This is a genomic window from Pantoea sp. GABEPS69, assembly GCF_045780835.1.
GTDB lineage: Bacteria > Pseudomonadota > Gammaproteobacteria > Enterobacterales > Enterobacteriaceae > Pantoea > Pantoea septica.
In genome coordinates this window covers 3,366,785-3,387,466 of sequence record NZ_CP118618.1, presented here as the reverse complement: position 1 = coordinate 3,387,466, position 20,682 = coordinate 3,366,785, and the positions used below count along the sequence as shown (strand labels likewise).

The following is a 20,682-nucleotide window of genomic DNA, read 5'->3' as shown; positions in this document are numbered from 1 at the left end:
ATGGCTGACTATCGGGGCAGAAAAGTCGTCATTATCGGGCTGGGCCTGACGGGCCTCTCCTGTGTTGATTTCTTTTTAGCGCAAGGCGTAACGCCGCGCGTGATGGATACCCGTGTGTCGCCGCCGGGACTCGACAAGCTGCCTGAGCAGGTGGAGCGCTATACCGGCGGGCTTAACAGCGACTGGCTGCTGGCGGCGGATCTGATCGTCGCCAGCCCGGGCATGGCGCTGGCGCATCCGGCATTAACTGAAGCGGCCGAGGCGGGCATAGAAATCGTCGGCGATATCGAGCTGTTCTGCCGTGAGGCGCAGGCGCCGATCGTGGCGATCACCGGTTCCAACGGCAAGAGTACTGTCACCACGCTGGTCGGCGAGATGGCGCGCGCCGCGGGCTGGCAGGTCGGCGTCGGCGGCAATATCGGCCTGCCGGCACTGTCGCTGCTGAAATCGCCCGCGCAGCTTTACGTGCTGGAGCTCTCCAGCTTCCAGCTCGAAACCACCTGGAGCCTGAAAGCCGCGGCGGCGACCATTCTCAACGTCACCGAAGATCATATGGATCGCTATCCGCTCGGCATGCAGCAGTATCGCGCCGCGAAGCTGCGCATCTATGAAAATGCGCGCGTCTGCGTGGTGAACGCCGACGATGCGCTGACCCTGCCGGTGCGCGGTGCCGATGCGCGCTGCGTCAGCTTCGGCATCGATTTCGGCGATTACCACCTCAATCGTCAGCAGGGCGCCATCTGGCTGCGCGTGAAGGGCGAAAAAGTGCTGAATACCGATGAGATGAAGCTGGTAGGCCAGCATAACTATACCAACGCCCTGGCGGCGCTGGCGCTGGCCGACGCCGTGGGTCTGCCACGCGCTTCCAGCCTCGCGGCGCTGACCAGCTTTGGCGGGCTGGCGCATCGCTTCCAGCTGGTGCATGAAGCCAGGGGCGTGCGCTGGATCAACGACTCGAAAGCCACCAACGTCGGCAGCACCGAAGCGGCGCTTAACGGCCTGCAGGTTAACGGCCGTCTCTGGCTGCTGCTGGGCGGCGACGGCAAATCGGCGGATTTCACTCCGCTGGCGCGCTATGTGCAGGACGAGAAGGTTCGCCTCTACTGCTTCGGCCGCGATGGCGACGCGCTGGCGGCGCTGCGCCCCGACAACGCCGTGCGCACCGAGACGATGCAGCAGGCGATGGAGCTGATTGCGCCGCAGGTTCAGCCTGGCGATATGGTGCTGCTGTCGCCCGCCTGCGCCAGCCTCGATCAGTTCCGTAATTTTGAACAGCGCGGCGATCGCTTCGCGCAGCTGGCGAAGGAGTTAGGCTGATGCGTATTCCTGGCGGCGCAATGCTCATCGGACTCTTCGCCTTTATCGGCAGCCGGCTGAAAGACTGGGTAATGGGCGCGCGCGAAAGCGACGATTCCGCCCTGGTGCTCTACGACCGCACGCTGCTGTGGCTCACCTTTGGCCTGGCGATCGTCGGCTTCGTGATGGTGACCTCGGCCTCGATGCCTGTGGGCCAGCGTCTTAACGACGATCCCTTTTACTTCGCCAAGCGCGACGCTTTCTATATCGTGCTGGGGCTCGGCATCGCGCTGGTCACGCTGCGCGTGCCGATGGATTTCTGGCAGCGCTACAGCAACGCGATGCTGCTGGCCACGGTGGTAATGCTGCTGATCGTACTGGTGGTGGGCAGCTCGGTGAACGGTGCTTCGCGCTGGATCGCCCTCGGCCCGCTGCGTATCCAGCCGGCGGAACTGTCGAAGCTGTCGCTCTTCTGCTATCTCGCCAGCTATCTGGTGCGCAAGGTGGAAGAGGTGCGCAATAACTTCTGGGGCTTCTGCAAACCGATGGGCGTGATGGTGGTGCTGGCGGTGCTGCTGCTGGCGCAGCCCGACCTCGGCACCGTAGTCGTGCTGTTCGTCACTACGCTGGCGATGCTGTTTCTGGCGGGCGCGAAGCTGTGGCAGTTCCTGGCGATTATCGGCTCCGGCATGTTCGCCGTGGTGCTGCTGATTATCGCAGAACCCTATCGTATGCGCCGCGTGACCTCGTTCTGGAATCCCTGGGAAGATCCTTTCGGCAGCGGCTATCAGCTGACGCAGTCGCTGATGGCGTTCGGCCGCGGCGAATTCTGGGGGCAGGGGCTCGGCAACTCGGTGCAAAAACTGGAGTATCTACCGGAGGCGCATACCGACTTTATCTTCTCTATCATCGGCGAAGAACTGGGTTATATCGGTGTGGTTTTAGCCTTGTTGATGGTATTCTTCGTCGCTTTTCGTGCGATGTCGATCGGCCGCCGCGCGCTGGAGATCGATCAACGTTTTTCCGGCTTTCTCGCCTGTTCTATCGGCGTGTGGTTCAGCTTCCAGGCGCTGGTTAACGTCGGCGCGGCAGCGGGCATGCTGCCGACGAAAGGGCTGACGCTGCCGCTGATCAGCTACGGCGGCTCCAGTCTGCTGATTATGTCGACGGCGATCGTGTTTTTACTGCGTATTGATTATGAAACGCGCCTGACCAAAGCGCAGGCGTTTACCCGAGGTGCCCGATGAGTGGGAAGCGTTTGATGGTGATGGCGGGTGGAACCGGCGGACATGTTTTCCCCGGTCTGGCCGTCGCCCATCATCTGATGGAACAGGGGTGGCAGGTTCGCTGGCTCGGTACGGCCGACAGAATGGAAGCGGATCTGGTGCCGAAACACGGTATCGAGATTGAGTTTATCCGCATCAGCGGTCTGCGCGGCAAAGGTCTGAAAGCGCTGCTGCTGGCGCCGATGCGTATTTTCAACGCCTGGCGTCAGGCGCGCGCCATTATGCGGGCGTGGCAGCCGGACGTGGTGCTGGGCATGGGCGGTTACGTTTCCGGGCCCGGCGGCCTCGCGGCCTGGAGCTGCGGCATTCCGGTGGTGCTGCACGAGCAGAACGGCATTGCCGGGCTGACCAACAAGTGGCTGGCGAAGATCGCCAGCAAAGTGATGCAGGCCTTTCCCGGCGCCTTTCCGCATGCGGACGTCGTCGGCAATCCGGTGCGCACCGACGTGCTGGCGCTGCCGCTGCCGGACGCGCGTCTGGCCAACCGCAGCGGTCCGATCCGCGTGCTGGTGGTCGGCGGAAGCCAGGGCGCGCGCGTGCTGAACCAGACGCTGCCGCAGGTCGCGGCCGCGCTGGGCGACAGCGTGACGCTGTGGCATCAGACCGGCAAAGGCGCGCTGCAGGATGTGCTTAAGGCGTACCAGCAGGTCGGCCAGACGCAGCACAAGGTCACGGAATTTATTGACGATATGGCGGCCGCCTACGCCTGGGCGGATGTGGTGGTGTGTCGCTCCGGCGCGCTCACCGTTAGCGAAATCGCCGTGGCGGGTTTACCGGCGATTTTCGTGCCTTTTCAGCATAAAGATCGTCAGCAGTACTGGAATGCGCTGCCGCTGGAAAAAGCGGGCGCGGCCAAAATTTTTGAGCAGCCGCAATTTACCGCGGATGCCGTGGCGGAGACGCTGCGCCGCTGGGATCGCCCAACGCTGTTGAGCATGGCGGAAAAAGCCCGTCAGGTGGCGATCCCCGATGCGACCGACAGGGTCGCGCGTGAAGTGGCGCGCGCCGCGAAGTGAATAATCGGGCCAGCGTAGCTGGCCGGTGCCGCAACAGGCACGGATAAAGATGACAGGTAACTGAGAACGATGAATACACAACAACTGGCAAAACTGCGCTCCATTGTGCCCGAGATGCGTCGCGTCCGGCACATTCACTTTGTCGGCATCGGCGGTGCCGGCATGGGCGGTATTGCCGAAGTGTTGGCGAACGAGGGTTACCATATTAGCGGCTCCGATCTGGCGCCGAACGCGGTGACGCAGCATCTGGCGGCGCTGGGCGCCACCATCTATTTCAACCATCGCCCGGAAAACGTCACCGATGCCAGCGTGGTGGTGGTCTCCAGCGCGGTGGCGCAGGACAACCCGGAACTGGTTGCGGCGCGCGAACAGCGTATTCCCGTAATCCGCCGCGCCGAGATGCTGGCGGAGCTAATGCGTTTTCGTCACGGCATCGCTATCGCCGGCACGCACGGCAAAACCACCACCACGGCGATGGTGTCGAGCATCTATGCAGAGGGCGGTCTGGATCCGACCTTCGTCAACGGCGGACTGGTTAAGGCGGCGGGCACGCACGCGCGGCTCGGCAGCAGCCGTTACCTGATTGCGGAAGCGGACGAGAGCGACGCCTCTTTCCTGCATTTGCAGCCGATGGTGGCGGTGGTGACCAATATCGAAGCTGACCATATGGACACTTACCAGGGCGACTTCGAAAACCTGAAGCAGACGTTTATCAACTTTCTGCACAACCTGCCGTTTTACGGCCGTGCGGTGATGTGCATCGATGATGCGGTGATCCGCGATCTGATCCCGCGCGTGGGGCGTCACATCACCACCTACGGCTTCAGCGATGACGCCGACGTGCGCATCGAACACTACGAGCAGCGCGGCGCGCAGGGACACTTTACCCTGGTGCGCCATGACAAGCCGCTTCTGCAGGTGACGCTGAATGCGCCAGGCCGTCATAACGCGCTCAACGCGGCGGCCGCCGTTGCGGTGGCGAGCGAAGAGGGCATTGACGACAACGCTATCCTTGCCGCGCTGGAAAGCTTCCAGGGCACAGGCCGTCGCTTCGATCTGCTGGGCGAATTCCCGACGGAGCCGGTAAACGGCAATCCAGGCACGGCGATGCTGGTCGACGATTACGGCCATCATCCGACCGAAGTCGACGCCACCATTAAGGCGGCGCGCGCTGGCTGGCCGGATAAAAAACTGGTGATGGTGTTTCAGCCGCACCGCTATACCCGCACCCGCGACCTGTTCGACGACTTCGCCAACGTGCTGTCGCAGGTCGACGTGCTGCTGATGCTGGATGTCTATTCAGCGGGCGAAACGCCGATTCCGGGCGCGGACAGCCGCGCGCTGTGCCGCTCTATTCGCGGGCGCGGCAAGGTCGACCCTGTGCTGGTACCGGATCACGACGCGCTGCCGGAAATGCTGGCGCCGCTGCTGTCGGGCAAAGATCTGATTCTGGTGCAGGGCGCCGGCAACGTCGGCAAAGTGGCGCGCAAGCTGGCGGATTGCAAGCTGCAACCTGAGCGCAAAGCGGAGGAGCGTCATGGCTGATAAAGTCGCCGTCCTGATGGGCGGCACCTCGGCGGAGCGCGACGTCTCGCTGATGTCGGGCAGTGCGGTGCTGGCCGGCCTGCGCGAGGCGGGCGTTAACGCGCATGCAATCGATACACGCGACGTTTCGGTGCTGACGCTGAAAGAGCAGGGCTTCGACGCCGCGTTTATCGCGCTGCACGGCCGCGGAGGTGAAGACGGCACGCTGCAGGCGGTGCTGGAATTTTTACAGCTGCCCTATACCGGCAGCGGCGTGATGGCGTCGGCCATTACCATGGATAAGCTGCGCACGAAACTGCTCTGGCAGGGGCGCGGGTTGCCCTCTGGCCGTTTTGTCTGGCTGACGCGCGAGCAGTATCAGGCGGGGCTGAACGCGGAAACACGCGGCGCCGTCGAGGCGCTGGGCCTGCCGCTGTTCGTCAAGCCGAGCAGCGAAGGCTCCAGCGTCGGCATTAGCCGCGTCAATACGCTGGCAACGCTGCCTGCTGCGCTTGATGAAGCGTTCCGCCATGACGATAACGTGCTGATCGAAGCGTTTCTCAGCGGCGAGGAGTATACGGTCGGCATTATTGGCGACCAGATCCTGCCGGCGATACGCATTCAGACCGCCAGCGAATTTTATGACTATGAAGCAAAATACATTTCTGACGATACTCAATACTTCTGCCCGGCAGGATTGAGCGCGGAGCGGGAAGCGGAACTGCAGAATCTGGTCTGGGACGCATGGCGCGCGCTGGGCTGTAGCGGCTGGGGACGGGTAGACGTGATGGCGGACGGTGAAGGCAACTTCCAGCTGCTGGAGGCGAACACCTCGCCGGGCATGACCAGCCACAGTCTGGTGCCGATGGCGGCCAGCGTTGCGGGCATGAGCTTCTCGCAGCTGGTGGCGCGCATTCTGGAACTGGCTGACTGATATGTCACAGGCGGCACTTAACGCACGGAACCGCGAGCCCCAGGAGCGCGTGCGCACGGGGCGCAGCAACGGGGCCAGACTGTTCGGCATCGTTTTTTTGCTGATGGTCATTGGCATTATGATTTTCGGCGGCCTGGTGGTGCTGAAGTGGATGAACGACGCGTCGCGCCTGCCGCTTTCACGGCTGGTGGTGACGGGCGAAACCCACTACACCACGCATGATGATATTCGCCAGGCGATTTTGTCGCTGGGCGCGCCGGGCACCTTTATGTCGCAGGATGTCAACATCCTTCAGCAGCAGATTGAGCGGCTGCCGTGGATTAAACAGGTCAGCGTGCGCAAGCAGTGGCCTGACGAGCTGAAGATCCATCTGGTGGAGTATGTGCCGGTGGCGCGCTGGAACGATCTGCATATGGTGGATGCGGACGGCGTCTCCTTCAGCGTGCCGGCCAGCCACATCGGCAAAGAAACAATGCCGATGCTGTACGGACCGGAAGGCAGCGAAAAAGAGGTGTTGGCGGGCTACCACAGCATGAGCGACGTGCTGAAGGCCAACAAATTTACCCTGAAGGTCGCGTCGATGACGGCGCGGCGATCGTGGCAGCTGGTCACCAGCGACGATGTGCGCATCGAGCTGGGGCGCGGCGAGCCCATGAAGCGTCTTAACCGATTTATCGAGCTCTATCCGGCGTTGCAGCAGCAAGGGCAGAACGAGCACAAGCGTATCAGCTATGTGGATTTGCGGTATGACTCGGGTGCAGCCGTGGGCTGGACGCCGGAGCCCGTAGAGCTCCAGGACAGTAATCAGCAACAGAACCAGGCACAGGCTAAACAATGATCAAGGCAACGGACAGAAAACTGGTAGTTGGACTCGAAATTGGCACCGCGAAGGTCGCCGCCCTGGTTGGGGAAATTCTGCCCGATGGTATGGTCAACATTATCGGGGTGGGCAGCTGCCCGTCTCGCGGTATGGATAAAGGCGGCGTAAACGACCTTGAGTCGGTGGTGAAATGCGTACAGCGCGCCATCGATCAGGCCGAGCTGATGGCGGATTGCCAGATCTCTTCCGTCTATCTCGCTTTATCGGGCAAACATATCAGCTGCCAGAACGAAATCGGGATGGTTCCGATTTCAGAAGAGGAAGTGACTCAGGATGATGTGGAAAACGTCGTACACACTGCGAAGTCAGTGCGCGTGCGCGATGAGCACCGCATCCTGCATGTTATTCCTCAGGAATACGCTATCGATTATCAGGAAGGCATCAAAAACCCGGTTGGTTTGTCGGGCGTGCGCATGCAGGCGAAAGTGCATCTGATCACATGTCACAACGATATGGCGAAAAATATCGTCAAGGCCGTTGAACGTTGCGGCCTGAAAGTTGACCAACTGATTTTTGCCGGTCTGGCGTCCAGTTTCGCGGTGCTGACCGAAGACGAACGTGAGCTTGGCGTCTGTGTTGTTGACGTCGGCGGCGGTACAATGGATATCGCTGTTTATACAGGCGGCGCGCTGCGTCACACTAAAGTGATCCCTTATGCGGGTAACGTGGTCACCAGCGACATCGCCTATGCCTTCGGCACGCCGCCGACAGACGCGGAAGCGATTAAGGTTCGCCACGGCTGCGCGCTGGGATCGATTGTCGGCAAAGACGAAAACGTCGAAGTGCCGAGCGTGGGGGGACGTCCGCCGCGCAGTCTGCAACGGCAGACGCTGGCCGAAGTAATTGAGCCGCGCTACACCGAATTGCTGAATCTGGTCAACGACGAGATTTTGCAGCTACAGGAACAACTGCGACAGCAGGGCGTGAAGCACCATCTGGCAGCCGGGATCGTGCTGACCGGTGGCGCAGCGCAAATTGAAGGGCTGGCCGCCTGCGCGCAACGCGTTTTCCATACGCAGGTGCGCATCGGGCAGCCGCTCAATATCACAGGATTGACGGATTACGCGCAGGAACCTTATTACTCGACCGCAGTGGGACTGCTGCACTATGGCAAAGAGTCCCATATGAACGGCGATGCAGAGACAGAAAAACGCGCATCGGTGGGCAACTGGTTCAAGCGCATCAATAGCTGGTTGAAGAAAGAATTTTGATTTTAGAAAGGAGACCATGCTGGCACTGTTTATGGTCTCCAGGCGACAGGCACATAACGGAGAGAAATCATGTTTGAACCGATGGAATTAACCAATGACGCGGTGATTAAAGTCATCGGCGTCGGCGGCGGCGGCGGCAACGCCGTAGAGCACATGGTGCGCGAGCGCATCGAAGGTGTGGAATTCTTCGCTGTGAACACCGACGCCCAGGCGTTGCGTAAAACAGCGGTTGGCCAGACTATCCAGATCGGCACCAATATCACCAAAGGTCTGGGTGCCGGAGCGAATCCGGAAGTTGGTCGTACCTCGGCGGAAGAAGATCGCGAAGCACTGCGTTCTGCGCTGGAGGGAGCAGACATGGTCTTTATCGCTGCCGGCATGGGCGGCGGTACCGGCACCGGCGCTGCGCCGGTGGTGGCGGAAGTGGCCAAAGACCTGGGCATTCTGACCGTTGCGGTCGTGACCAAGCCGTTCAACTTCGAAGGTAAAAAGCGCATGGCTTTTGCTGAGCAGGGCATCGCCGAGCTCTCTAAGCATGTTGATTCACTGATTACCATTCCGAACGATAAGCTGCTGAAAGTGCTGGGTCGCGGCATCTCTCTGCTCGACGCCTTCGGCGCGGCAAACGACGTGCTGAAAGGCGCGGTACAGGGCATCGCCGAACTGATTACACGTCCGGGCCTGATGAACGTCGACTTCGCTGACGTGCGCACCGTGATGTCCGAAATGGGCTACGCGATGATGGGCTCCGGCGTCGCCTGTGGCGAAGACCGCGCGGAAGAGGCGGCGGAAATGGCGATCTCCAGCCCGCTGCTGGAAGATATCGACCTGTCTGGCGCGCGCGGCGTGTTGGTCAACATCACGGCGGGCTTCGACCTGCGTCTGGATGAGTTCGAAACCGTGGGTAACACTATCCGCGCCTTCGCCTCCGACAACGCGACCGTGGTTATCGGCACCTCGCTGGATCCGGAGATGAACGACGAACTGCGCGTTACCGTGGTGGCAACCGGCATCGGCATGGACAAGCGTCCGGAAATCACCCTGGTGACCAACAAGCCAGCTAGCCAGCCTGTGATGGATCATCGCTACCAGCAGCACGGCATGTCGCCGCTGCCGCAGGAGCAAAAGCCGGCGGCCAAAGTGGTCAACGACCAGACCGCGCAGTCAAACAAAGAGCCCGATTACCTTGATATTCCAGCGTTTCTGCGTAAGCAGGCAGATTAGGAATAAGCTGAGAATTGGGATTCTCCGCTCTTTGTGCTAAAGTGTTCGCCCGCTGGTAAAGTATACTAGCGGTCGGATGGGTAATATTGCGAGATAATACGATGATCAAACAAAGGACATTAAAACGTATTGTTCAGGCGACTGGCGTCGGTTTGCATACCGGCAAGAAAGTCACGCTGACTCTACGCCCTGCGCCGGCTAATACCGGGGTCATCTATCGTCGCACTGACTTGAATCCACCGGTTGATTTCCCGGCTGATGCAAAATACGTGCGCGACACCATGCTGAGTACCTGCCTGGTGAATGATGAAGGCGTACGTATTTCGACGGTTGAGCATTTGAACGCCGCGCTGGCTGGTCTGGGTATCGACAACATTATCGTTGAAGTGGATGCGCCGGAAATCCCGATTATGGACGGCAGCGCCGCGCCCTTTATCTATCTGCTGATGGATGCGGGCATCGAACAGCTGAACAGCGCGAAAAAATTCGTGCGCGTTAAGCAGACTGTTCGCGTGGAAGATGGCGACAAGTGGGCCGAGATCAAGCCGTACAACGGTTTCTCTCTCGACTTCACCATCGACTTCAACCATCCGGCGATCGACTCCAGCTCTCAGCGCTATCAGCTGAACTTCTCTGCCGACTCTTTTGTTCGTCAGATCAGCCGCGCGCGTACTTTCGGCTTTATGCGTGAAATCGAGTATCTGCAATCCAAAGGCCTGTGCCTGGGCGGTAGTCTGGATTGCGCGATCGGCCTCGACGATTTCCGCGTGCTGAATGAAGAAGGCCTGCGTTTTGAAGATGAATTCGTTCGTCACAAAATGCTGGATGCGATCGGCGACCTGTTTATGTGCGGCCACAATATTATCGGCGCGTTTACCGCGTTCAAATCAGGCCACGCTCTGAACAACAAGCTGCTGCAGGCCGTCCTGGCGAAACAAGAAGCCTGGGAATGGGCTACCTTCGAAGACGAAGCGGAACTGCCGCTGGCGTTCAAGGCACCGAATCTGGTTCTGGCTTAATTACCCCGGAATCTTTAAAGGCTGGTATCTGCTGACAACCCTCTCCGGTCAGCAGCGCCAGCCTTTTTTATTGCGCTTTTTATGGTCCCCTGAAATTGTCGACATGCTTCGCAGCAAAGCGCGCAACGTTGCTGAAACGCTGAACAAACAGGCGGCTTTTCTTCCAGAGCGACTTTAAACACTGATGTGGGCGCCCCACATTAATGGTACTATCAGGCGCTCTGAGAAGCTGAGCGCCGCTGTTCAAAGAGAGCGGCAAACCCCTGACAACGACGCGATCGTTGATGCGCAATGGAAGAGTTGTGATCGGAATTTTTCTACGCTGGCGACATTTAGGCAGACGCTATTTCTGGCCTCATCTCCTGTTGGGGATGGTAGCGGCCAGCTTTGGCTTGCCTGTCTGCGCCCAGAGCGCCGAATTCAACACCTCATCCGAATCTTCTTCCAGCAGCCTTTTCGTCGGCAATGCCGCGCGCTTCGATCATCTGATCCGGCTGCAGGAAACGGCGCGCCGTCCCAGCTTTACGATAGATTACTGGCATCAGCACGCCATCCGCACCGTTATCCGCCATCTTTCCTTTACCCTGACGCCGCAGGCGGAAACGCCCGACAACCTGCCGCTGGCTGCGCACAAGCTGGCGTTGATCGATTCGCTTCAGGCGTTGCTGACCACCCATACTTCTTTACGCCAGCCGTCGCAGCCGGTCGCCAACGCGCCGCGCGATGCGCTCGCACCTGCCACTTCTCTGGCCGACTGGCGCAGTAAAACCCATGCAATTCGCGCCGGACCGTCTACGCTGCTTGTCTGAAACGCCTTTTAAAATACCTTTATTCATTATCGCAGTCCGCATTACGCGGCTGAATTGAGAAGTTTTTAATATGTTAATCAAGCTTTTAACCAAAATGTTTGGCAGCAGCAACGATCGTACCCTGCGCCGCATGCGCAAAGTCGTAGACGTCATCAACAAGATGGAGCCGGATTTCGAAAAACTTTCTGACGATGAGCTGAAAGCGAAAACCGACGAGTTCCGCGAGCGCCTGAAAAAGGGCGAGACGCTGGAAAGCCTGATCCCGGAAGCGTTCGCCACGGTGCGTGAAGCAAGTAAGCGCGTCTTCGGCATGCGTCACTTTGACGTGCAGCTGATTGGCGGCATGGTGCTGAACGATCGCTGCATCGCGGAGATGCGTACCGGTGAAGGTAAAACGCTGACCGCGACTCTGCCGGCCTACCTCAATGCGCTGAGCGGTAAAGGCGTGCATGTCGTGACCGTCAACGACTACCTGGCGCAGCGCGATGCGGAAAATAACCGTCCACTGTTCGAGTTCCTGGGGCTGAGCGTCGGCATTAACCTGCCGGGCATGCCTTCGGTGGCGAAGCGTGAAGCCTACGCGGCGGATATCACCTACGGCACCAACAACGAATATGGCTTCGACTATCTGCGCGACAACATGGCGTTCAGCCCGGAAGAGCGCGTGCAGCGCAAGCTGAACTATGCGCTGGTGGATGAGGTCGACTCCATTCTGATCGACGAAGCGCGTACGCCGCTGATTATCTCCGGTCCGGCGGAAGACAGCTCGGAAATGTACACCAAAGTTAATAAAATCATTCCTAGCCTGGTGCGTCAGGAGAAGGAAGATTCTGACAACTTCCAGGGCGAAGGCGATTTCTGGGTTGACGAGAAAGCGCGTCAGGCGCACATGACCGAGCGCGGCCTGGTCAAGGTGGAAGAGCTGCTGGTAAGCCAGGGCATTATGGAAGAGGGCGAATCGCTCTATTCACCGACCAACATTATGCTGATGCATCACGTCACCGCGGCGCTGCGCGCCCATGCGCTGTTTACGCGCGACGTAGATTACATCGTGAAGGACGGCGAAGTGGTTATCGTCGACGAACACACCGGACGTACCATGCAGGGTCGCCGCTGGTCGGATGGTCTGCACCAGGCGATTGAAGCCAAAGAGGGCGTGGAGATCCAGAACGAGAACCAGACGCTGGCTTCCATCACCTTCCAGAACTACTTCCGTCTCTACGATAAGCTGGCCGGTATGACCGGTACCGCGGACACCGAGGCCTTCGAGTTCAGCTCTATTTATAAACTCTACACCATCGTCGTGCCGACCAACCGCCCGATGGTGCGTAAAGATCTGCCCGATCTGGTCTATATGACCGAAAAAGAGAAGATCGACGCAATTATCGAAGATATTCGCGAGCGTACCGCTAATGGCCAGCCGGTGCTGGTGGGTACGATTTCTATCGAAAAATCGGAAGTGGTCTCTAACGAGCTGACGCGCGCAGGCATCAAGCACAACGTGCTGAACGCCAAGTTCCACGCCCGCGAAGCGGATATCGTCGCTCAGGCGGGCCAGCCGGGCGCGGTTACTATCGCCACCAACATGGCGGGTCGTGGTACCGACATTATGCTGGGCGGCAGCTGGCATGCGGAAGTCGCCGAGCTGGTAGAGCCGACCGAAGCGCAGATTGAAGCGATCAAAGCGGCCTGGCAGCAGCGCCACGATGCGGTGCTGGCTTCAGGCGGCCTGCATATTATCGGCACCGAGCGCCACGAGTCGCGTCGTATCGACAACCAGCTGCGCGGCCGTGCCGGTCGTCAGGGCGACGCCGGCTCTTCCCGCTTCTATCTGTCGATGGAAGATGCGCTGATGCGTATTTTCGCCTCGGATCGCGTCTCTAACATGATGCGTAAACTGGGCATGAAGCCTGGCGAAGCGATCGAGCACCCGTGGGTGACCAAAGCTATCGCCAACGCGCAGCGTAAAGTCGAGAGCCGCAACTTCGATATTCGTAAGCAGCTGCTGGAGTATGACGATGTGGCGAATGACCAGCGTCGCGCCATCTACAGCCAGCGTAACGAGCTGCTGGACGTTTCCGACGTCAGCGAAACCATCAACAGCATTCGTGAAGACGTGTTTAAAACCACTATCGACACCTACATTCCGCCGCAGTCGCTTGAAGAAATGTGGGACGTGCCGGGTCTGGAAGAGCGCCTGCGCGCTGACTTTGACCTCGACCTGCCGATCGCCGAGTGGCTGGACAAAGAGCCGGATCTGCATGAAGAGACGCTGCGCGAGCGCATCATGACGCGCGCCCGCGAGAGCTACGCCAGCAAGGAAGAGATTGTCGGCGTCGAGATGATGCGCAACTTCGAAAAAGGCGTGATGCTGCAGACGCTCGATTCGCTGTGGAAAGAGCATCTGGCGGCGATGGACTATCTGCGTCAGGGCATCCATCTGCGCGGCTATGCGCAGAAAGATCCTAAGCAGGAGTACAAGCGTGAATCCTTCGCGATGTTCGCCGCCATGCTCGAGTCGCTGAAGTATGAAGTGGTCAGCACGCTGAGCAAGGTGCAGGTGCGCATGCCGGAAGAGGTGGAAGCGATGGAGCAGCAGCGTCGCGAAGAAGCGGAACGTCTGGCGCAGCAGCAGCAGCTTAGCCATGTTGACGATGAAGCGGCCGCGGCCGCATCGCTGGCCGCACAAAGCGGCGAGCGCAAAGTCGGACGCAACGATCTTTGCCCGTGCGGCTCCGGTAAAAAATATAAGCAGTGTCACGGCCGACTGGCCTGACAGTCGCGAAAAAAGGCGCTTCGGCGCCTTTGAGCTTGTGAGAAAAGTGCAGACGCGGTTGACAAGGCCCGATCGCAAAGGCGCAAAAGCGGCATCCATGTCAGCTCGGCCCGCGCAGTCCCTTGCGCGGGACGCTTTGCTCTTCAGTCCATGTCATCCGCGTTTTAAATATGTCAGCTGTTTGAAAGGCGCTCAGGCGCCTTTTTTCTTGTCGACGCGGCGCGGTTAACTTCGCGCCATCCATGCTTTAAAATCAGCGCACATTCACCTACCCGACGTGGAAAATTTTATGAAGCACCTGCAGGTTGCCGTTGGCATCATCCGTAACGCCGATAAAGAGATCTTTCTGGCTCAGCGCCCGGCGTCGTCCCATATGGCGAATATGTGGGAGTTTCCCGGCGGCAAAATCGAGGCTGGCGAGAGCGCGGAAGAGGCGCTGAAACGCGAACTGCTGGAAGAGACCGGCATCGAAGTGACGCAGGCGACGGCGATTGGCGCGGCGGATCATACCTATGACGCGCTGCGCGTAACGCTTAACTTCTTTCTGGTGGAAGGCTGGGAAGGCGAGCCGTGGGGACGGGAAGGGCAGCCGCAGCGCTGGGTCGCGCAACGCGAGCTGGTCGCGGAAGAGTTCCCGCCGGCTAACCATTCGCTGGTTGCGCGTCTGGTCGCCGGCGAGCTTTAATATCAGGGGCGCGAGCCCCTGCTGTCAGTGCTGTTCTTCGCTCCAGTCGTCGCTTTCGTTCAGATCGCCTTCGCTGGGGATCCGCTTCTCTTCGTCCGCCCATTCGCCTAGATCGATCAGCTGGCAGCGCTTGCTGCAGAACGGGCGCCACGGACTGAGCTCATCCCAGATTACATCTCTCCCGCAGTGCGGACACTGAACGGTAATCACTTCATTTTGCATAGCTACCTCTAACAACAGGCCAGTTCAAAGTTGAGTCGTGCAGGTACTTCGCCGCGTTCGCTGTCCAGCGGCAGAAAGCGGATGGCGTAACGACTTTTGTGGCCGGAAACCTGGGGATAAAGCGCATCTTCCAGCTGGAGCTGCAGGCGCAGCAGATCCGCGCCCTCGGCGTTGTCCTGATAAAAACCGTTCAGGCTGGTCTGATGACGGAACGCGCCTGACTGGCGAATAAGATCCAGAATCATCGCCAGGCTCTGATGCAGCGGCATCAGCGTCTCCAGCCAGGCGGAAACGTGACCGTCGCGCACCTCCTGAGGCTGATGCAGCCAGATATGCAGTCCTGGCAGATCGAAGCTGCAACAGCCGCCCGGAATGCTGAGCCGCTGACGCACCAAGCCGATAAGGCGATCTTCGCGCAGCTGCTGTCCCATCCGCGGCGCGCTGTTGAGCTGAACCGCCTGCGCTTTCAGCTTGTCGCGCAGCGCATCGACCACGGCCATATCGACGCCAGGCACGTCTGCCCAGGCGCGCAGCTTTTGCTGCTGACGCTCCAGCTCCTTCAGCAGTTCGGTACGCATATCGCCGCGCTCGAAAATATCCAGCAGCTCGCCGATGATGCGGAAAAAGGTCAGCGCCGAGGCGGTGCGGGTAACCGGGACCGTTTCATGCAGTTGCTGGATTAAGAATTCCACGCGCAGCCAGGTGCGCATTTTTTCATTCAGGGGATGTTCAAACAGAACGACTGTACTCATGGCGTTAATCCTGTTGCGTTGCCGCCAGTGCCAGATAGCGCTGGTGCAGAGCGGCAACCTGCGGCAGCGCCTCATCGGGCGTGCCGCTGTTATTAATGACGTCGTCGGCTACGGCGAGGCGCGCGCTGCGCGTCGCCTGAGCGGACAGAATATTTTGCGCCTGCTGGCGATCGATGCCGTCGCGCTGGATGGTGCGTCTGAGCTGCGTCGCTTCATCGACGTCGACCACCAGAACGCGATCCGCCTGATGCTGCAGGCCGTTCTCGACCAGCAGCGGCACGACCCACAGCACATAGGGCGCGGTCGACAGCGCTTTCAGCTGCTGCGTGCGGGCGTTAATCAGGGGATGAAGCAGATTGTTTAGCCAGGTTTTTTCATCGGGCGACTGAAAAATAATTTCTCTCAGTCGGGCGCGATTCAGCGCGCCTTGCTCCGTCAGGATGCTTTCGCCGTGCCGCTCCGCTATTTGCCGCAGCGCCGCCGTTCCCGGCTCGACCACTTCGCGCGCGATAACGTCCGCGTCGATAATGGGCACGCCAAGCGCCGCAAAAGCATTGGCGATGGTGCTCTTTCCACTGCCGATTCCTCCGGTCAGCGCCACGGTATAAGGCATATTACTCTCTCAGGCGCGCTACGCAGCGGGCAAGCCGAAGCGCAAAACTGTGTGCGCGATCACAATGAAAATTCTCAGCTAAATTTATCGGATTGTAGCTTAAATAAAGTGAAATTCGCAGTCTTGTCGGCAGACGTAGGGCGCGTATGATTATGCCACTGGAGCCGTGTGCGCTACCCGAACTGCGATTCGCTGCCACTTACCAGGACAATTTTTATGCGTATTGAAGAAGATTTAAAGCTGGGTTTTAAAGACGTGCTTATCCGTCCTAAACGCTCCACGCTGAAAAGCCGCTCTGAGGTCGAACTGGAGCGTCACTTTACCTTTAAGCATTCCGGCCTGAGCTGGAGCGGCGTGCCGGTGATCGCTGCGAATATGGACACCGTCGGCACCTTTAGCATGGCGGAGGCGCTGGCCAGCTTTGATATCCTTACGGCCGTGCATAAGCACTACGGCGTCGAGAAATGGCGCGCCTTTATCGAGCGTTCGCCGGTGGCGGTGCTGAATCACATTATGGTGTCGACCGGCACATCCGAGGCCGACTTGCAGAAGCTGACGGCGATTCTGGCGCTCTCCGCCGATCTCAAATTCATCTGTATTGACGTAGCGAACGGTTATTCCGAGCACTTTGTCACCTTCCTGCAGCGCGCGCGCGAACGCTTTCCGGATCGCACCATTTGCGCAGGCAACGTGGTCACCGGCGAAATGGTGGAGGAGCTGATCCTCTCCGGCGCAGATATCGTTAAGGTCGGCATTGGCCCGGGTTCGGTCTGTACCACACGCGTGAAAACCGGCGTCGGCTATCCTCAGCTCTCTGCGGTGATCGAGTGCGCGGATGCGGCGCACGGCCTGGGCGGCCAGATTGTCAGCGACGGCGGCTGCGCGGTGCCGGGCGATATCGCCAAAGCGTTCGGCGGCGGTGCCGATTTCGTGATGCTGGGCGGCATGCTCGCCGCGCATGACGAGTGCGAGGGAACCGTAGTCGAGGAGAACGGCGAGCAGTTTATGCTGTTTTACGGCATGAGCTCGGAATCGGCGATGAAGCGCCACGTTGGCGGCGTCGCGCAGTATCGCGCGGCGGAAGGCAAAACGGTGAAGCTGCCGCTGCGCGGCCCGGTTGCCGAGACGGCGCGCGACATCCTCGGCGGCCTGCGCTCAGCCTGTACCTATGTCGGCGCAGAGCGGCTGAAGGAGCTGACCAAGCGAACCACCTTTATTCGCGTCGCCGAACAGGAAAACCGCGTTTTTAATCGTTAACCTCTCTCCGTCATCAGGGTGCCTTGCGCACCCTAATGAATCACATTTCCCAGCCCAAACACAGGCAGATACATCGCGATCACCAGCGTGCCGACGATGGCGCCGACGATCACCATCATTGCGGGTTCCAGCGAGGCGGCAAGCGTATCGGCCAGCGCCAGGGTTTGCGCCTCATGCCACTCCGCCAGCCGCGCCAGCATGGTGTCTAGCGCGCCAGCCTCTTCCCCCACATGCACCAGCTGCATGCAGAGCGGCGTAAATAGCGGATGATCCTGCATCGCCTGATGCAGCGGCGCGCCCTGCGCAATATAGTGCTGAAGCGCCACGACGGCGTCGCGCCACAGCCGCGCGGTCAGCGTCGCCTCCGCCGCCTGCAACCCCTGCAGCAAAGTAATGCCCGCCCGCTGCGTAAGCTGCAAAACCGCATAGATCTGGCTGAGCTGGCTGCCGCGCCACAGATCCGAGAGCAGCGGCAGACGCAGCATCAGACGCTGCTCCCACAGCTGCCACGCCGGCGAGCGACGACGCAGCGCGCGCCAGGCGACTGCGGCCAACAGCAGCGCGACCGCGAGCCAGCCGCCCCAGCGCTGCAGACCGACGGAGAGCGCCATCACCGCCGCGGTAAAGGCGGGGAGCGGGGCGTTGAACGAGGCGTAGACCGAGACGAATTCCGGCAGTACGAACAGCAGCATGCCGACGCTTACCGCCACGGCCACCAGTAAAATAAACAGCGGATAGCGCAGCGCCTTGATCACTTTATTCCACAGATGCTGCTGACGCGCCTGCTGATCGGCCAGCTGCGCGCAGCAGACGTCAAGCTGGCCGGTCAGTTCGCCCACCTGCATCAGCGCGGCGAACAGGGGCGGAAAAATCTGCGGCCACTGGCTTAACGCCTGAGAAAAGGGCTCACCGCGCAAGATTCGCAGCCGCAGCGCATGCAGCAGCAATTGCCAGCCGGGATGCGGATGACCTTGCGACAGCAGCGCCAGCCCCTGCGCCAGCGGCAGGCCCGCTTTGAGCAGCGTGGCAAGCTGTCTGACAAAATCGATTTTCTGCTGCCACTTCCAGTCGCGCGCATGCCACGTCTTGCGGCGCTGCCAGCTAACTGGCAGCAGATCCTCTTCAGCCAGCTGGCGCAGCAGGCTCTCTTCATCAGCCGCCAGCAGCTGGCCTTCATGCAGCTGCTGCTGGCCGTTGATCGCCTGCCAGCGGTAGAGGCTAAGCCGGGACATCTTCCAGACCGGTCACGCGCTGCATCTCCTCCAGCGAGGTTTCGCCGCGGCTGACCGCCTCCAGCCCGCTGCTGAACAGGGTGCGCATACCCTGTTTTTTCGCCAGCGCCAGCACGCTGTCGAGCGGCATCTCGGCGGCGATGGCGTTTTGCAGCTTGCTGCCGATCGGTAATATCTCAAACAGCGCCAGCCGTCCGAAATAGCCGGAAAAGCAGTGGTCGCAGCCGGGGGCGCGCCAGGTTTGCAACGTGCCGGGCCAGATGTCGGGCGGAAAATGCGCCATCGCCTGCGCTGGTTGACGACAGTGCGGGCAGAGCCGCCGCACCAGTCGTTGCGCCACGATCAGCCGCAGCGCCGGACCGAGCAGATAGCCGGGAATGCCCATCTGACGCAGCCGCGTCAGGGTTTCCGCCGTGGAGTTGGTGTGCAGCGTCGATAATACCAGGTGGCCGGTCTGCGCCGCTTTGACCGCAATCTCCGCCGTCTCCGCATCGCGGATCTCGCCTACCATAATGACGTCGGGATCCTGACGCAGCAGGGCGCGCAGCACCCGATTGAAGTCGAGCCCGCATTTAGGGTTGATCTGCGTCTGGTTAATGCCGGCCAGCGGAATTTCTACCGGATCTTCGACGCTGCTGACGTTCATTTCCGGCCGGTTCAGCGTGCTCAGGCAGCTGTAGAGCGTAAAGGTTTTCCCGCTGCCGGTCGGGCCTGTTACCAGGATGAGTCCCTGCGGCTGCGCCAGCGCGGCGCTCAGCAGACGGCGCTGCGCGGCGGGCAGGCCCAGCTTATCCAACGATAGGGTGCTGCTTTCGCTCTGCAGCAGGCGGATCACCGCTTTTTCGCCGTACTGCACCGGCAGCGTCGCCAGACGGAAGGCGGCGGGTTTGCCCTCCAGCGTCAGAGTAAACTGTCCATCCTGCGGCAGCCGTCGTTCGGCAATATCCAGCCCGCCTAGGATTTTCAGCCTGGCGATCAGCGCGGCGGGCGGCGCCTCGCTCAGAGGCGTCAGCGGCTGTAGCACGCCGTCGATGCGCAGACGTATGCGTACGCCGTCGCGCTGCGGTTCGATATGAATATCGGACGCCCGCCGCCGCAGCGCCTGCTGCAGCATCTGGTTGACGGCGTCGACCGCCGATTCCGGCAGCGCCTCGCGCGGCGCATCCGCTAAGGCGCTGCCGTGCTGGTGAAGATCGAGCCGCGCCTGCGGCCAGCATTCGATCTCGATCTGACACTGGCTGGCGAAGTGCAGCGCCTCGCTGAGCCCCTCCGGCACCGGTTCCGCCACGGCGACGCGCAACAGCGTCGCGTCATGATGCAGCAACACGGCCCGATAGCGCTGGCACAGCGCACGTATAGCGGAATCAGGCATCGCCATCGTCAGCTCCTTTATCATCGAAGCGGAACTGCTCCAGGCAGTTATCGCGCAGGCTTTCGCTGCTGCTGGTACAGCTGCGCTGCCATCTCAGGCTACCTTCCACGCTGTCCCATACCGGCGTCATTTCGACGCTCAGGCCGTTCAGGCTCTCCTGACCGGTCAAGGTAATCACGCCGTTTATCACGCTGAGCGCGGAGACGTAGCGCGAGCCTTTCGCCGCCGGAATGCCCTTCTCGCCAGCCTGGCACTGCGCTGGGCCGCCTCGCTCCAGGGCGCACAGCTCGACGGCCGTTTTGTATGGCACCATGGTTTGCAGCATGTCGGTGAGCGCCGCGCGCTGCAGGTAGTTTTGATAGGCTGGTAAGCCGATAGCGCTGAGGATCGCGACGATCCCCACCACAATCATCAGCTCGACCAGGGTAAAGCCCTGTTGATTGGTCATTGCATCGCCTCTCTCATGAATAAGAGAGGGCAGAGTAGAAAAGCATGGGCGCTAAACCCAGCGGCGGATTTCCAGACCGGAAAAAGGCGCGCAGTAAAAGGGCTGGATTGCAGCGCGGAGAACCAC

Annotated in this window: 19 protein-coding genes; 13 read left to right on the top strand and 6 right to left on the bottom strand. The window is 60.3% G+C overall.

Features of this window, described 5'->3' with window-relative positions:
• From murD to mutT, 12 genes are all read left to right on the top strand, one after another.
• A complete protein-coding gene (gene murD / locus PVE98_RS16555) occupies positions 1 to 1,317 on the top strand; it encodes a UDP-N-acetylmuramoyl-L-alanine--D-glutamate ligase (protein WP_096072570.1) in 1,317 nt (438 codons plus the stop codon).
• Between the two features lie 20 nt (positions 1,318 to 1,337).
• Positions 1,338 to 2,543: a cell division protein FtsW gene (gene ftsW, locus PVE98_RS16550; RefSeq protein ID WP_369799151.1), complete on the top strand. Its 1,206-nt coding sequence runs from the start codon at positions 1,338 to 1,340 to the stop codon at positions 2,541 to 2,543.
• A complete protein-coding gene (gene murG / locus PVE98_RS16545) occupies positions 2,540 to 3,598 on the top strand; it encodes an undecaprenyldiphospho-muramoylpentapeptide beta-N-acetylglucosaminyltransferase (protein WP_096072571.1) in 1,059 nt (352 codons plus the stop codon). Before ftsW ends, murG begins: the two co-directional genes overlap by 4 nt.
• A gap of 69 nt (positions 3,599 to 3,667) precedes the next feature.
• Complete coding sequence (murC, locus tag PVE98_RS16540) at positions 3,668 to 5,143, top strand: UDP-N-acetylmuramate--L-alanine ligase (RefSeq protein ID WP_033749488.1); 1,476 nt, start codon at positions 3,668 to 3,670, stop codon at positions 5,141 to 5,143.
• Positions 5,136 to 6,056, top strand: coding sequence for a D-alanine--D-alanine ligase (locus PVE98_RS16535; protein ID WP_096072572.1), 921 nt, complete (start codon positions 5,136 to 5,138; stop codon positions 6,054 to 6,056). The genes murC and PVE98_RS16535 overlap by 8 nt, the downstream gene beginning before the upstream one ends.
• A gap of 1 nt (position 6,057) precedes the next feature.
• Complete coding sequence (ftsQ, locus tag PVE98_RS16530) at positions 6,058 to 6,894, top strand: cell division protein FtsQ (protein WP_048783799.1); 837 nt, start codon at positions 6,058 to 6,060, stop codon at positions 6,892 to 6,894.
• Complete coding sequence (gene ftsA / locus PVE98_RS16525; RefSeq protein ID WP_033749492.1) at positions 6,891 to 8,147, top strand: cell division protein FtsA; 1,257 nt, start codon at positions 6,891 to 6,893, stop codon at positions 8,145 to 8,147. Before ftsQ ends, ftsA begins: the two co-directional genes overlap by 4 nt.
• Before the next feature lie 69 nt (positions 8,148 to 8,216).
• A complete protein-coding gene (gene ftsZ / locus PVE98_RS16520; protein ID WP_033749494.1) occupies positions 8,217 to 9,371 on the top strand; it encodes a cell division protein FtsZ in 1,155 nt (384 codons plus the stop codon).
• A 101-nt stretch (positions 9,372 to 9,472) separates the two neighbouring features.
• Positions 9,473 to 10,390 (top strand): UDP-3-O-acyl-N-acetylglucosamine deacetylase, encoded by a 918-nt coding sequence (gene lpxC, locus PVE98_RS16515; RefSeq protein WP_033749496.1) that lies wholly within the window; start codon positions 9,473 to 9,475, stop codon positions 10,388 to 10,390.
• Between the two features lie 302 nt (positions 10,391 to 10,692).
• On the top strand, positions 10,693 to 11,199 hold the full coding sequence (secM, locus tag PVE98_RS16510) for a secA translation cis-regulator SecM (RefSeq protein WP_200879026.1): 507 nt from the start codon (positions 10,693 to 10,695) through the stop codon (positions 11,197 to 11,199).
• A 70-nt stretch (positions 11,200 to 11,269) separates the two neighbouring features.
• On the top strand, positions 11,270 to 13,975 hold the full coding sequence (gene secA, locus PVE98_RS16505) for a preprotein translocase subunit SecA (protein ID WP_313619161.1): 2,706 nt from the start codon (positions 11,270 to 11,272) through the stop codon (positions 13,973 to 13,975).
• Positions 13,976 to 14,264: 289 nt separating this feature from the next.
• Positions 14,265 to 14,660 carry an 8-oxo-dGTP diphosphatase MutT gene (gene mutT, locus PVE98_RS16500; protein WP_033749499.1) on the top strand — a complete coding sequence of 132 codons (396 nt, stop codon included), beginning with the start codon at positions 14,265 to 14,267 and terminating at the stop codon, positions 14,658 to 14,660.
• 24 nt (positions 14,661 to 14,684) lie between these two features.
• On the opposite strand, the gene yacG is transcribed toward mutT, so the two are convergent.
• The 3 genes from yacG to coaE are packed head-to-tail and all read right to left on the bottom strand — an operon-like array spanning position 14,685 to position 16,247.
• Complete coding sequence (gene yacG / locus PVE98_RS16495; RefSeq protein WP_033749501.1) at positions 14,685 to 14,882, bottom strand: DNA gyrase inhibitor YacG; 198 nt, start codon at positions 14,880 to 14,882, stop codon at positions 14,685 to 14,687.
• A gap of 8 nt (positions 14,883 to 14,890) precedes the next feature.
• On the bottom strand, positions 14,891 to 15,634 hold the full coding sequence (zapD, locus tag PVE98_RS16490; RefSeq protein ID WP_096072574.1) for a cell division protein ZapD: 744 nt from the start codon (positions 15,632 to 15,634) through the stop codon (positions 14,891 to 14,893).
• A gap of 4 nt (positions 15,635 to 15,638) precedes the next feature.
• On the bottom strand, positions 15,639 to 16,247 hold the full coding sequence (gene coaE, locus PVE98_RS16485) for a dephospho-CoA kinase (protein WP_096072575.1): 609 nt from the start codon (positions 16,245 to 16,247) through the stop codon (positions 15,639 to 15,641).
• A 216-nt stretch (positions 16,248 to 16,463) separates the two neighbouring features.
• On the opposite strand from coaE, the gene PVE98_RS16480 reads away from it, so the two are divergent.
• Positions 16,464 to 17,504 carry a GMP reductase gene (locus PVE98_RS16480; RefSeq protein WP_096072576.1) on the top strand — a complete coding sequence of 347 codons (1,041 nt, stop codon included), beginning with the start codon at positions 16,464 to 16,466 and terminating at the stop codon, positions 17,502 to 17,504.
• A 32-nt stretch (positions 17,505 to 17,536) separates the two neighbouring features.
• On the opposite strand, the gene hofC is transcribed toward PVE98_RS16480, so the two are convergent.
• Genes hofC through ppdD form a run of 3 tightly spaced genes read right to left on the bottom strand, consistent with a single transcriptional unit; the run spans position 17,537 to position 20,556 of the window.
• Complete coding sequence (gene hofC, locus PVE98_RS16475; RefSeq protein ID WP_096072577.1) at positions 17,537 to 18,736, bottom strand: protein transport protein HofC; 1,200 nt, start codon at positions 18,734 to 18,736, stop codon at positions 17,537 to 17,539.
• The gene (gene gspE / locus PVE98_RS16470; protein WP_313619159.1) at positions 18,723 to 20,114 is read right to left on the bottom strand and encodes a type II secretion system protein GspE; all 1,392 of its coding nucleotides are present in this window, start codon (positions 20,112 to 20,114) and stop codon (positions 18,723 to 18,725) included. Before gspE ends, hofC begins: the two co-directional genes overlap by 14 nt.
• Positions 20,101 to 20,556 carry a prepilin peptidase-dependent pilin gene (ppdD, locus tag PVE98_RS16465; protein ID WP_033749508.1) on the bottom strand — a complete coding sequence of 152 codons (456 nt, stop codon included), beginning with the start codon at positions 20,554 to 20,556 and terminating at the stop codon, positions 20,101 to 20,103. The genes gspE and ppdD overlap by 14 nt, the downstream gene beginning before the upstream one ends.
• Positions 20,557 to 20,682: the final 126 nt, after the last annotated feature.